Annotated in this window: 12 protein-coding genes, 1 tRNA gene and 1 riboswitch; of the genes, 4 read left to right on the top strand and 9 right to left on the bottom strand. The window is 50.0% G+C overall.

The features are described from left to right. Positions 1-69: 69 nt before the first annotated feature. The 9 genes from prmC to AC6RNO_RS30670 form a co-directional block, all read right to left on the bottom strand. On the bottom strand, positions 70-957 hold the full coding sequence (gene prmC / locus AC6RNO_RS30710) for a peptide chain release factor N(5)-glutamine methyltransferase (RefSeq protein ID WP_497107829.1): 888 nt from the start codon (positions 955-957) through the stop codon (positions 70-72). Further along, positions 957-2,033 (bottom strand): peptide chain release factor 1, encoded by a 1,077-nt coding sequence (prfA, locus tag AC6RNO_RS30705; RefSeq protein WP_497107828.1) that lies wholly within the window; start codon positions 2,031-2,033, stop codon positions 957-959. The genes prmC and prfA overlap by 1 nt, the downstream gene beginning before the upstream one ends. Positions 2,034-2,068: 35 nt before the next feature. Further along, positions 2,069-3,169, bottom strand: coding sequence for a redox-regulated ATPase YchF (gene ychF, locus AC6RNO_RS30700; protein WP_488438041.1), 1,101 nt, complete (start codon positions 3,167-3,169; stop codon positions 2,069-2,071). Between the two features lie 443 nt (positions 3,170-3,612). Next, entirely contained in the window at positions 3,613-4,746 is a 1,134-nt protein-coding gene (locus AC6RNO_RS30695) for an endospore germination permease (protein ID WP_497107827.1), read from the bottom strand. Positions 4,747-4,798: 52 nt separating this feature from the next. Continuing rightward, positions 4,799-5,926 carry a Ger(x)C family spore germination protein gene (locus AC6RNO_RS30690; protein ID WP_497107826.1) on the bottom strand — a complete coding sequence of 376 codons (1,128 nt, stop codon included), beginning with the start codon at positions 5,924-5,926 and terminating at the stop codon, positions 4,799-4,801. A gap of 61 nt (positions 5,927-5,987) precedes the next feature. After that, positions 5,988-7,103, bottom strand: a complete 1,116-nt coding sequence (locus AC6RNO_RS30685; protein WP_497107825.1) for a Ger(x)C family spore germination protein — start codon at positions 7,101-7,103, stop codon at positions 5,988-5,990. Further along, positions 7,100-8,200: an endospore germination permease gene (locus AC6RNO_RS30680; RefSeq protein WP_497107824.1), complete on the bottom strand. Its 1,101-nt coding sequence runs from the start codon at positions 8,198-8,200 to the stop codon at positions 7,100-7,102. The genes AC6RNO_RS30685 and AC6RNO_RS30680 overlap by 4 nt, the downstream gene beginning before the upstream one ends. Next, entirely contained in the window at positions 8,197-9,738 is a 1,542-nt protein-coding gene (locus tag AC6RNO_RS30675) for a spore germination protein (RefSeq protein ID WP_497107823.1), read from the bottom strand. Before AC6RNO_RS30675 ends, AC6RNO_RS30680 begins: the two co-directional genes overlap by 4 nt. A gap of 170 nt (positions 9,739-9,908) precedes the next feature. After that, on the bottom strand, positions 9,909-10,667 hold the full coding sequence (locus AC6RNO_RS30670) for a PilZ domain-containing protein (protein ID WP_497107822.1): 759 nt from the start codon (positions 10,665-10,667) through the stop codon (positions 9,909-9,911). Between the two features lie 105 nt (positions 10,668-10,772). After that, positions 10,773-10,860, bottom strand: a riboswitch (cyclic di-GMP riboswitch). 260 nt (positions 10,861-11,120) lie between these two features. On the opposite strand from AC6RNO_RS30670, the gene tadA reads away from it, so the two are divergent. The 4 genes from tadA (at position 11,121) to AC6RNO_RS30650 (ending at position 13,166) form a co-directional block, all read left to right on the top strand. Then, on the top strand, positions 11,121-11,579 hold the full coding sequence (gene tadA / locus AC6RNO_RS30665) for a tRNA adenosine(34) deaminase TadA (protein ID WP_474686738.1): 459 nt from the start codon (positions 11,121-11,123) through the stop codon (positions 11,577-11,579). A gap of 101 nt (positions 11,580-11,680) precedes the next feature. Continuing rightward, positions 11,681-11,755: transfer RNA gene (locus AC6RNO_RS30660), tRNA-Arg, on the top strand. 544 nt (positions 11,756-12,299) lie between these two features. Then, a complete protein-coding gene (locus tag AC6RNO_RS30655) occupies positions 12,300-12,551 on the top strand; it encodes a helix-turn-helix domain-containing protein (RefSeq protein WP_474686736.1) in 252 nt (83 codons plus the stop codon). 405 nt (positions 12,552-12,956) lie between these two features. Continuing rightward, complete coding sequence (locus tag AC6RNO_RS30650; RefSeq protein WP_474686735.1) at positions 12,957-13,166, top strand: helix-turn-helix domain-containing protein; 210 nt, start codon at positions 12,957-12,959, stop codon at positions 13,164-13,166. The last annotated feature ends 386 nt before the right edge of the window (positions 13,167-13,552 follow it).

The raw sequence follows: 13,552 nt of genomic DNA, 5'->3' as shown, positions 1-13,552 counted from the left end.
TAAACCTAGCAATCTATTTTATAATTCGATAGAAAAATAGGATGAAAGAGAGAGGAACGGGATGGTCCCTCAATCCCGCTCCGGCGCACGGATCGCCAGAACGTGGCGATCGATGCCCGCGAGATCCGGCACTATGCGGATCTCGTCCCAATCGGCGGCTTCCCGCAGCATAGCCGCCACGTCCTGCGCCTGCCGGATGCCGACCTCGAACCCGACCACGGCCGGGATTCGCGGCAGCAGCGGCAGCTGCCCGATCATGCGGCGGTACAGGTCCAGCCCGTCCGGACCGCCGAACAAAGCCGTGTGCGGCTCATACAGCCGCACCTCGGGCATCAGCGCCGGAAGGTCGCTGTCCGGGATATACGGTGGGTTCGACACCAGTATATCCGGCGCCAGACGGCGCTCGATATAAGGCTCGAGGAGATCGCCCTCGAGCCACTCCACACGCGCGGCCACGCCGTGCCGCCGCGCGTTCGCGCGGGCCATCTCCAGCGCTGCCGCGGAGATGTCGCTGGCCGCCACGCGCCACGCAGGGCGCGCGTGCGCGACCGTCACCGGGATCGCGCCGCTCCCGGTGCCTACGTCCGCAAGGAGCGGCGCGCCTTGCGGGAACAGCCGCGAGCCCTCGTGCAGCACAGCTTCCACGAGGAGCTCGGTCTCCGGCCGCGGAATCAGCACCGCGCCGCTAACGGCAAAAGGAAGGCCGAAAAACTCCTGCTCGCCGGTGATATACTGCACCGGCTCGCCCGCGGCCTTCCTGGCCACGAGCTGGCTCCAGCGGTCCGCCAGCTCCGGCGGCAGCTGCTCCTGCCAGCCCAGGAGCAGTTCGGTCCGGCTCCAGCCCAGCAGGTGCTGGAGCAGCAGCTCGGCGCAGGCGGCGGCTTCCGCCACGCCCTGCGCCGCCAAAAAAGAAGAAGCCTCTGCATAGGCTTCTCTAATCGTCTTCGCAGTCGGCATCACATCGCCTGCTCCCCTTTTTCCAGCAGCTCGGACTGGGATGCGATCGTGAGCGCCGACACGATTTCGTCCATGTCGCCGCCGAGCACGGAATCCAGCCGATGCAGCGTCAAGCCGATCCGGTGATCCGTAATCCGGCTTTGCGGGAAGTTGTAAGTCCGGATGCGCTCGCTGCGGTCCCCGGTGCCGACTTTGCTTTTGCGCTCGCCGGCGTATTTCGCTTCCTCTTCCTCGCGCATCTTGTCGTAAATCCGGGTGCGCAGCACTTGCAGCGCCTTTTCCTTGTTCGAGTTCTGCGATTTGCCGTCCTGGCAAGTCGCCACGATCCCCGTCGGGATGTGCGTCACGCGCACCGCCGACTTGGTCGTGTTGACCGACTGCCCGCCCGCTCCGCTGGAGCAGAACGTATCGACGCGGATATCGTTGTCGCTGATGTCGATCTCCACTTCTTCCGCCTCCGGCATCACGACCACCGTCGAAGTCGACGTGTGAATCCGCCCGCCGGACTCCGTTGTAGGAATGCGCTGCACACGGTGCGCGCCGCTCTCGAACTTCAGCTTGCTGTAGGCGCCTTTGCCGGTGATCATGAAGATGATCTCCTTAAAGCCGCCCAAATCGTTCAAGCTGGCGTCGAGCACTTCGGTCTTCCATCCTTGCCCATCGGCGTAGCGCGTGTACATGCGGTACAAATCCGAAGCGAACAAAGCCGCTTCGTCGCCGCCTGCGGCGCCGCGGATTTCCACGATCACGTTCTTATCGTCGTTGGGGTCCTTCGGCATCATGAGAATTTTGAGCTGTTCCTCCAACTGCGCGGATTGATCCGTAAGTTCATCGATCTCCATTTTGACCATTTCACGCATCTCGTCGTCCAGTTTCTCGTTCTGCATGATTTTGGCTTCTTCGAGCTGTTCCGTCACACTTTTGTATTGAATATAAGCGTCGTACGCTTCCTGCAGATCGGATTGCTCCTTGGAGTACTCTCTGAGCTTCTTCGTATCGCTGGTAACATCAGGATCGCACAGCAGCTCGCTTAATTTCTCATAGCGATCCGCCAGTGCCTGAAGTCGATCTAACATTTCGGATCACTCCTTTTTATCGATTTTCTTTTATTTTAAACGTTAAAGCGGAAATGCATAACATCTCCATCCTGCACGACGTACTCTTTGCCTTCCAGACGAAGCTGGCCTTTTTCCTTCGCTCCGTTCATCGAACCCGCCGCGGTAAGATCATCGTAGGAGACTACTTCCGCGCGGATAAAGCCGCGTTCGAAATCCGAGTGAATCACGCCGGCCGCCTGCGGGGCTTTCATCCCCTTGCGGATCGTCCATGCCCGTACTTCCTGCACGCCGGCCGTAAAATACGTATATAAACCGAGCAGCTTGTAAGCCGCTTTAATCAATCTATTCAAGCCGGACTCCTTAAGTCCCAGCTCTTCGAGGAACATCGCCTTCTCCTCGTCCTCCAGCTCGGCGATTTCCGATTCCACCTTCGCGCTGATCGGCACAACCTCGGCATTTTCCTGAGCGGCAAATTCCTTCACCTTTTGCACGTACGGGTTGTCGTCGGCGGAAGCCACATCTTCCTCGCTCACGTTAGCCGCGTACAGAACCGGCTTCATCGTCAGCAAATGAAGATCGCGCACAATCAGCTTCTCCTCATCGCTCAGATCCAGGCTGCGCGCCGGCTTATCGGCATACAGCGCTTCTTTGATGCGCTCCAGGCATTCCACTTCCGCGACATATTTCTTGTCGCCGCCCTTCAGGTTTTTGCGGGAGCGCTCGATGCGTTTTTCCACCGAATCCAGATCGGCCAAAATCAGTTCGAGGTTAATCGTCTCGATATCGCCGATAGGATCGACTTTTCCGGATACGTGCGTAATATTTTCGTCCACAAAGCAGCGCACGACATGCACGATCGCGTCGACTTCGCGGATATGCGCCAAAAATTTATTTCCCAGACCCTCGCCTTTGCTCGCGCCCTTGACCAGACCCGCAATGTCGACGAATTCGAAGGCGGTCGGGACGATGTTCTTCGGCTCTACGATCTCGACCAGCCGCTGCATTCTTTCGTCCGGCACTTCCACGACTCCGACATTCGGATCGATCGTGCAGAACGGATAATTCGCAGATTCCGCACCCGCCTGTGTAATTGCGTTAAACAAAGTCGATTTGCCCACGTTCGGCAGACCGACCACTCCGCAAGAGAGACCCATTTATATTCACTACTCCTTGATAGTCATTTTGTCAAATTCTTAAATCATTATATATTAGTCCACGCCTAATGTCACTTATCTGAAGAGACTTCCGCAAGCGAAAAAACCGCTTAATTACTCTCAAACTGCCCAAAAACCCCCGCGTCAGAGGCGATAGCCACAATCTGCCTGTCTGAACGATAAAAAAACTGCAAAAATACATGAATTTGCGTCCTTGATAGCTGGCTATGAAGAATTCCTGCAAAAGTGCAGGCTTTTCACCTAACATATGGACTCAGATTTACTTTCAGCGGAAATTCCTGCGCTTTTGCAGGTTTTTCGCCAAAATAGGCCAATTTCTCAAAAAAACCTGCACTTTCGCAGGTTTTCTCCCAGCCAAACTGTCTCCTGTCCAGTTGTATAGTTCCACGACCGACACTGGGAGAGACGCGCGCCCATGACAATTATTTGTCCGTTTCTTGCGGTCCAAGAGCTCCGGCCGGATCGCCGCCGCGGTGCAAACGGTCGTAGAACCAGAGGTAACCAAGCAGGCAAACAGGCAGCGCATATTCGACGCCAAGTATAGCCCAAGTGAGAAATTGATCCATCTTGTGGCTCTGATTGAAGGTCGGCATAAAAAAACACGTCCCGACGGCAACCAGCAGCCAGAGCAGACGAAAATGACTGCGGTGATCCTGTTTCCCGAACAGCCAGCTTGTACAAAATACGCTTAAGTAAAAAGTAGGTATCCATGATAGTGAAAAAATAAATAAATAAAATGAGATAAACAACACCTCGATCCGTTCGATAAACTTGAACTCGATGGCTTTCAGGATGTTGACCACCGGTTCGTTATACTCTTTCACTTCGTAAGGGCTATAGTACACGAAACAGACGATCGTGACGGACAAAAATATGAGCATCGTCAACGTGTTGGATGCAATAACGCCGACGGAAGCCTTTTGCTTGTTCATCAAAAACGGATACATCATCATCGTTGTGCCGAATCCCCCGAAGGCTAAGAATGACGTTTGGTACGCCATGAAAACAGGCCCCCAGCCTTCCTTAAGAACGGGCAGAAGATAGAGCCAGTGGGCGTCCTTGAGCGGAGGCAGGTAGGCAAACGGAATCCACAAGGAAATAAAAAAAACAAGCTCCGCATATCTCCCCGTAATTCGCAGACCGCTGCGCGCAACAACATAAGTGGGGATGAGCAGCAAAAGCATGATGAGAAAGGCCGGTGTTTGCGGCAAAAGCCACTGGTTCGTATAAAGAACGAGCCTTGTAATCCCTGCGTATCCGTAATAAAAGAAATAAAGGGCAAACAGGATGCTCCCCGCCTTGCCCGCCCATTTGCCCATGTACCGCGTCAACAGATCGAGCAAGGTTCCGTCAGGGTATTTTTTCATGATCCGGACCATAATCAGGCTCGCCGATGTCGAGAAGATCCAGCCGATAATAAGAGCGATCCAGCCGTCCGTACCTACCCGCTGAGCCAGTAATTGCGGCAAATCCAACAAACCCACGCCCACTTGAACGCCGGAGCTGATACAAATAAACTGCATGAGCGTGATCTCATTATACGCATATTTTTTCAATATCCATCACCCTCCGGACGGTTTTGAGCGCTGATTGGGGTTCGCCAAACGTTTATTTCACAGGTCCCATAGCTCTTAACGTTACTTTTACCGAAACATGAATGTCCGCCTGGGCCAGCGCCTCGCCCCATTGATCCTGAACCTTCTTATACTGCTGATACTCATACGCACGGGCATAGAGTCCAAGTCCGATCGGATCGATTGCATACTTTTGGAATTTCTTTACAACGGCCTCAAGCTGCTTTTGTATCTTTTCGGAAACGATTTGTTCCAGCTCTTTTCCTTTTTCCTGAACATCGTAAGGAAATAATTTCTCCGTCAGTCCGATTAACATGTTGACGTTCAAATTGAATTGAAATTTGTCCTGACGATAGGCAACTTTCGTTTTCGTCTTTACTTTATCGGCGGAAAAACTAAATTTGTCATTCGCGAACGAATCCGTTGACGTTTCTCCGGGAATCGGCAGCGTCAAGCTGACGGCCTTTTTCGCCCGATTTTGCAATATTCGCAGCAAGACGGTTTCCGAAGAGTCCAGTGAAGCGACATACTTGCCCTTATGATTCAGAAGCGCCGTTCCGCGAAGCGCAACTTCATTCTTATTCAATTCGATTTTGGCAATGCTGGGAGTCATCCCTTTTTCAAACATTTGCCGGTGCAGCTCTTGCACTGTCGTCTTCACCGTTTCCGAACGGGCGTCCTTCGTGTCGACCATCCCCCGCAGCAGTAAAGGCAGCATCGGCTGATCCTTCGGATTCAAATAAATGATCTCGGAAAGAGGTCCGTCGAAATAAAGGACCCTGTCGGCTATCGTATTTTTCGAATCGCGAAAAAGGACGTCCGTCATCGTGAACCAGTCCTCATGCTTCAGAAGGCGTTTGCCGACAACGAATACCTGGTAGTTCTTGCCTGTGAAAACGCCTGACGAATGGGCGTCCTGCCCTGCTCTCGACTCGCGAAACGTTGGCGCTTTAGCTTTGGTTTCCCGGCTCTTCTTCTTGACATTTCTGCTGAACACCGGAAAAGTCGAGTACATGACAGGATTATTGTCCGGATCGAGGTCCAAGCCGAGCGCAAGGGGGAGATTGGCGTCTTCCATATCCAGACGGTCGGAGCATCCCGGCATCATGACGAAGGCTATGGCAATAGCGATAAGCCTGATATACAGTGAACGCTTGATCATAAGCATCTCCTCCACTCAATCGTTCTTGCGCCCTGTCAATCTCCCTATGGCGTCGCAAACTTCACTTCACGGGCCCCATACTTTCCAAAGTGACTTTCACGGATACATGTACGTCCGCTTGGGCGAACGTTTCTCCCCAATAATCTTCCACTTTCTTGTACTGCTTATATTCAAAAGCGTTTGCGTAGATCCCTAAGCCGAACGGATCGATTTTATACTTTTGTATTTTCCTGATGAGGTTCTCGAATTTCTTTTGCAATTGTTCGGCGATCAACTGCTCCAGTTCGGTTCCCTTTCCTCGCATATCGTAAGGAAATAACCGTTCCGTCAGCGCAATAGGCATTTTAATGCTCAAATCGAAACGAAATTTGTCGTCGCGATAGGAGGTCTTGACCTTCGTTTTTATTCTTTCGGAGCTAAAGCTTAACTTGTCCGAATTAAGCGGACCACGCTTCGGATAGCCGGGAATGGATAGCGTCAAGCTGACCGTTTTTTTCGCTTCACTTTGTAATATTTGCATGTAAATGGTTTCTTCCGCATCCAGAGAAGCGACATATTTGCCCGTATGATCAAGGAGGGCCGTTCCTCTCAACTTAATCTCATTATCCATCTGAACTTCAGCAATATAGGGAGTCATCCCCTTCTCATATATTTGCCGGTGCAGCCCCTGCATCGTTGTTTTCACCGTCTCCGATCTCGAACTCTTCGTATCGACCATCCCTTTCACTAATACGGGGAGGAACGGCTGGTCTTTCGGACTCATGAAGATGACTTCAGAGAGAGGACCGTCGTACATAACGACTCTGGAGGTTAACGTATTTTTTGCATCGCGAAAGAAGACATCCATAATCTTGAACCAGCCGGGATGCTGCAAGAGGCGTTTGCCGACAAGGATGACAATAAGCTTTCTGCCCTGAAAAATGCCCGGCGTATAGGCATCCAATTCTCCCCTCCCCTGTCTGACCGTCTGCACAGGTACGCCGAGTTCCTTGCTTTTCTTCTTGGCGCTTCTGCTGAACACAGGCATAACCACAAAGTTAACCTCTTTATTATTCTCATCGAGATCATAGCCCCCCAAAAGCGGGATTGCGGCGTCTTCAAGATCCAGTCGGTCGCTACAGCCCGAGACGATGATAGCCATGACGATAGCCAGCATAAAAATCCGCCGTTTGTTCATAAGTTCTTCCTCCACCGGAACCGGTCATGCATCCACATCAAAATGATTAAAAAAACGGGAAATATGTATTCCACGACAATCCCGATGTAAAGAAGAAATTGTCCCATCCGGTCGTTCTGATTGAATGTGGGCATGTAGAAAAATGTGCCGACAGCAAGCAGCAAACAAATCACACGCAAATGTCCCCGATGATCCTGCTTGCCGAGCAGCCAGCTCGTGCACACTACGCCCAAGTACACGGTCGGAACCCATGCCAAGGAAAACATTAACAAATAAAACGCTATAAACAGCACTTCGATACGTTCCGCAAACTTGAATTCGATTACTTTCAGTACATTGACCCCAGGCTCGTTGTATCCGGTAATTTCGTCCGGGCTGAAATAAACAAAACAAATGATCGTGACGGATAAATGAATGAACAGTGTAATCGTATTGGAAAAGACAATATTCATGGAAGCTTTTTTCTTATTCTGCAAAAACGGGTAGAACATAAACGTCGTTGAAAATCCTATGTAAAAATAGAGCGCTTCCGGTACGCCATGAAAAATAGGCATCCACCCTTCCTTCAGCACGGGAAGCAAATGAAGCCAGTGGGCTTCTTTTAGCGGAAACAAATAAATAAACGGTAACCACAGCGAGAGGAGAAATACAATTTCCGCATATCTTCCCACAACCCGAAGTCCACCTCGAGCAATCACATACGTGGGGATAATCAGCAGCAGCATAAGGAGAAAGGGCGAAGTTTGCTGCAGCAGCCAGGCCTTCGTCATTAATACCGTGTATACGAGCCCTATGTATCCGTAGAAAAAGAGATAGAGAGCAAACAGGATGGCTCCCGCTCTGCCCGCCCATTTGCCCCAGTATTTCGTCAGCAAATCAAGCAAGGTATCATCGGGATTTTTTTGCATAATCCGGATAATGATCAGGCTTGCCGCTATCGTTAAAGCCCAACCAAGGATAAGCGAGATCCAGCCGTCCGTACCCGCCTGTTCGGCCATTATTCTGGGCAGCGCTACAAAAAAAATGCTCACCTGCAAGCCCGAATTGATAAAAATGTACTGTAGGGAGGTAATCGTATGACCCGAATTTTTGCTCATTTATCGTCACCCTTGGAACGGCTGGGACCTTGCCGCATCGGTTGAACCGGCCTCGCGCTGACAGGACGCCTATCCATTTTCCATAACGGCAAGCGAACGAACGCGTCCTTCCAATCGACCAGCCGGATCGGCGCGAGCGGAGTGCTGTAAGGAGTTCCGAGAGATTCCAGCGAAATGAGGTGTCCGACCATCGTCATCATCCCGACAATAATGCCAACGAAGCCGAACATCGAAGCGGCTATCATCATCGCGAAGCGAATCAGCCGAATGGCGGCGACCATATCGTAGTTGGGCAGGATGAAAGAAGCGATGGCGGTAAAAGAAACGACAATAACCATAATATTGTTGATGAGCCCCGCCTGTACGATCGCCTGGCCGATGACGATGCCTCCGACAATGCCGACCGTTTGCCCGACCGGAGCGGGCAGCCGAATTCCCGCTTCCCGCATCATTTCAAGCGTAAGCTCCATAATGACCGCTTCCACGAAAGGAGGGAACGGCACACGTCCTCTGAACTCCCCGATCGTGAGCAGCAATTTGATGGGAATGATCTCAAAGTGGTAAGAAATGACAGCTATGTAGAACGCCGGCAAAAAGACGGCGACAAAGAACGCAAAAAGTCTCAGCAGCCGGATAAAAGTAGCGATCGACCAGCGTGTGCTGTAATCGTCGACGCTCTGAAAAAACGATGTGAACGAGGCCGGACCGACGAGCACGCTCGGAGAACGGTCTACGACAACGACGAATCTTCCCTGCAAAACTTGCGATGCTGCAGCATCCGGCCGTTCCGTCAAAATAAATTGCGGAAACGGAGAATACGGATTATCCTCGATCAGCTCCGCCAACTCGCCGGTATTAATGATCGTGTCGATATTCAGCATCTGAATCCGGTCTTCCAGCTCCTGCAGCACCTCGGGATGCGCGACATCCTCCAGGTATAGAACGGATACGATAGTATGCCCGCGTTGCCCTACTCTTAATTCCTTTATTTTCAATTCGCGGTTGGGAATGTAGCGCCGGATAAGCGCAACGTTCTGAGTGCTCGTTTCAACAAAGCCTTGATGCGCTCCTTTCAGGGACGCCTCAAGCTGCGGATCTGCAATCGCCCGCTGCGGCCAGCCCTGCGTATCGAGAGAATACGACTCCGCCCGTCCGTCGACAAAAAGTATGCTGCGGCCATGCAGAACTGCGACCTCGATTTGCGCCCACGCCTGCAGCGTAATAACCTGACCGATTGTCAAAATAAAATCGCCGTCCGCATCGTCGCTCCCATCGTCGAATTGAAGCGGGCGGAGCACGTTGTTGTTGATCGAGTTTTTATCCACGAGCCCGCTCAGATAAACAAGCGCGGCTTGCTCTCCCGTGCGCTTGATTGTAAATTGCCGTACGATCAGATCGGGAGTTTGCGTAAACAGGTTATGTAAATCGGCGATATTTTGCGATAGGGACGTACCGATGGAGTCGTTATTTTGCTGACGATTGGACCTCTGCGGGGCTGAATGATACTTTCTCCTGCCGAACAAGTTCGAAAAGCGCATCGCTCATCACCTCATTTTTGATGTCTGCTTCTGCTGTTCCATTGAACGATGGTATCAATTATAACCTTGCGAATTGTCCCTAATCTTATGCATAACTTGCGCAAATAGATTGACACTAACTTGCTGCGACGAATCGCCGGCGCCGTGTTTGAATAAAAAAAAGCCCGCGGTTATTGATGCACCGCAGACCGGATATCCATGACTTTTTTCAATTTGATGTCTTGTTTTTGTACGAAGTAGGCCTCGACCTGATTTTTCAAAATAAAGGCCCGCAGCGCATTCGTTTTATTTTCCGGAATTTCAACGTATCGGACTCCGTAATAAAAAAAGCCTGCACCCAAAGCCTCTCTTCGGACGATTTCGGTTACGCAAGATATGGAAAAACCGAGCAGAAGCTCGATTTCGAGCCGCGCGCTATTTTCCAGACTCATATTTTTATCCGCATTCATATTGTTTTCAATCACAAATCCTACGCCGCTCAAGCTGATATTTTTGACGCTAAGGCTGATCGGATGCTCGAAACTTTGCTTGTTTCTCTTATTCTTGTCATGCAGACTGTGCAGCAAGCCGCCCTGAACGACATCGATTCGCGGGTGCTCCCTCTTCTCCGTAAACTTCTTCCGGTTATCGGGCGGATTAATCACGATGATCGAACCCTCGTCTTTGGCCACGACCGACGTCTCAAAAACGAATAGCCCCGATTTGGAATAAACCGTAATCTTGACCTTGTCCCCGAGCCGAAAAACATCGTATTGAGGCAGCTCGATTTCGATAATGTCGCCAAGCACGTACGTTACTATTCCCGTCGCTACAAAATCGCTTTTATCCAGCACCGCTTTGCTGTCAATCAAAATTTCCGCGTCGTTGCCTTCCTTGCTTCCGTAGATTTTGACCAAATCCATCTTTCTCTCCCTATCCGACAGCTTCATGGCATATCCTCCTGTTCTCTACAAACAGATTAGGCTATAAATAAAAAAATAGACTGTCCCTTCCTGTCGGGGCAACCTATTTACCTAAATCAAACAAGCTTGATTTCCGGTAACCAGGCTGTCATGGTTCTTGTAGAACTTTAGACCCTCGGCTTTGCGTCCTTGCCTTTCGGCAAGTTTGCCCTTATCAAATCTGATCTCGTTATGTATGCGATTATACCTATCAGTAGGTTAAAAGACCTAAAATTTTAATTCTAGTATACCTAGTTTAGCCGTCGGATTCAACCGTTTTCGCAGGCAGCTTGATTTCAGAGCGGCGAGTCCCTACAATGAAACTCATATATCCACAACTTTTCAACTTATCCACACACTTGTCCACAGAATGTTAACAACGAATGCTTGTTCGACTTCTATTCACATGTGGATAACATTTTTTTAAGCGAGGTGTCCCCTGTGGATGAACATATATATTGGATGCGGGAAGCGATCCATGAAGCTTTGAAAGCCGAAACGATCCGTGAAGTTCCAATCGGCGCTATTGTCGTGCGTGACGGTGAAATTATAGGCCGCGGCTACAACCTGCGCGAAACGTCCCTGGATCCGACCGCTCATGCCGAGATGATCGCGATCCGCCAGGCCAGCGAGCATTTGCAGGCGTGGCGTCTACTGGACTGCAAGCTCTACGTCACGCTGGAGCCGTGTCCGATGTGCGCGGGAGCCATCGTTCAATCGCGCATTCCGCAAGTGATCTATGGTACCGCAGATCCCAAAGCAGGGTGCGCCGGCACGCTGATGAACCTGCTGCAGGAAGAACGTTTCAATCACCGCGTCGACGTAATCAGCGGCGTGCTGCAGGAAGAATGCGCAGCGCTGCTGACCCAGTTCTTCCGCAAGCTTCGGAACAAGGTCTAGAAGTCTGTTCGATCCGAACCTAGATTCCTAGACCGGCAAGCTGGCAAGGCAAGAGCACGGTTGCATGACGAAAAACTCCGTGTTAAAATAGTCTTTGCTATGCGCCCGTAGCTCAGCAGGATAGAGCGACAGTTTCCTAAACTGTGCGTCGCGGGTTCGAATCCCGCCGTGGCGCGTATAACCCCGCTTTAATCGGGTGGAATCAAACGCAATTTATGCGAACTTCTTACGGTAATAAACGTAGGAAGTTTTTTTATTTATGGACTTATGAGCTGGCTTATTTCGAAGCACAGGTTAACAACGCGCTGGCGCGCATACTCCTCAGTCAGAAAACAGCCACCTTCATACGGCAAAAGCCGCCTGAGGACGTACGCACGTATGTCCCATCTTCGCGCAACTTTACGCGTGATATCGTAACGATTTCGTCTTCCGGTTCGAGAATCAACGCTACATTCTCTATTAGTAGATACGCATTCCAATCAAAAACTAACATTTCATTAGCAACGTCATCCCGATGTTTCATTCGTACCGTTATCTTGCGAATAGCCATCACCTCCTTTCCGGTCAGGACGCTCGCGTGTAAACTGAGGTTCCGTATGTGAAATGAAATTTATAATATCATTTTGAGTTATTATCTTAAATTGATATTAACCCAATTTGTTAATAACGTCAAGCGTTGTTATTGTGGTAGAATGGAAATTAATAGGAGCGTGGTTTTCGTTGATTCGTTTTAAGCTTTCGGAGATGTTAGATAAACGTGGGATGACCATGTACCAAATAAGCAAACAGACTGGCATTCGACCGAATACTTTGAGCCAGTGGGTTAACAATGAAAAATTACGTGAGGAAGACAAACACGTTAAAGCAGTTAGTGTTGAGGTTCTTAATCTATTATGTAAAACATTAGACTGCACTCCTGCTGAGCTGTTCGAGTACATAGCAGACAACGATCAAAAGACCAAGAAACCATAATAGGGGCAGTGGTAGCCGTTTACGTGCAGACTGAATCGGAATAATCCAATGCGCCTCTGACTTGCAACCCCCTTTACATGCGTTATCGCACATGATATAATGAAACCGTTAGGAGGTGATGTAAATGCTTACCCTTCTGACGGCGATAATCCAGCTATTGGTTGCTCTCGTCAATCTCTACATAGTGCTGGAAAATCACCGAAAAGAAAAAGACTCCAAGCGTCGGAAGCGCTCGAAGTCTCGTAAGTAAATCACCGGAGAGGTTTAAAACCTCTCCCCCTAACAATCATTATACGCGAAAGGAGCCGTGTACTCAATGGCTTACGTCACTTTCGTAATTTCAATTATCACGCTCGCTATATCGCTATATACGTTAATAATCGTACGGAAACAGAGGTAACCGTCATGAACCCCCTTGATCATATTATGGGTGTCCAGGAGGCCGCGGAAATATGGGGATTATCGCCGGGTACCATCAAAAACTATTGCGCAGAAGGGCGCGTTAAAGCGGTTCAAATCGGTAAAACGTGGATACTTGATAAGAACCAACCGAATCCTGCCCAACCGAACCATCCGAAAAATTGGCGTAAAAAAGACAGCGGCCGACCGGAATAAATAACGCAAAGAACTTCTTACCGTTTAGCCCTGGTAGGTTTCCTGTTTTATTTGAGCGAATCTAGCTGTTAAGTTAGCGTGTTTGTTACTTGAGCAAAGGAACGAATAGGCGTGGTATTGATAAGCCGCAAACAATTCTGCTGCATCTGACTAGGAACACGAAAAAAACCTGCAAAAGTACATCCTTTTGCTCGTAGATACGCTGGCTTTGAAACATTCCTGCAAAAGTGCAGGTTTTTCATCGAATACATCAGCTCAGACCCATTTTCACCGGAAATTCCTGCACTTTATACGAAAATAAAAAGTAACTCTAGCCTCGTATGATGGCAGAACGCGTTTGAAAACGGCTGGGTTTGGACATACTTATCTCTAAAAAAGCAAAAAAA

This window comes from Paenibacillus sp. sgz302190 (assembly GCF_059820445.1).
The sequence above is the reverse complement of the archived record's forward strand: the minus strand, read 5'-3'. Positions and strand labels throughout refer to the sequence as shown.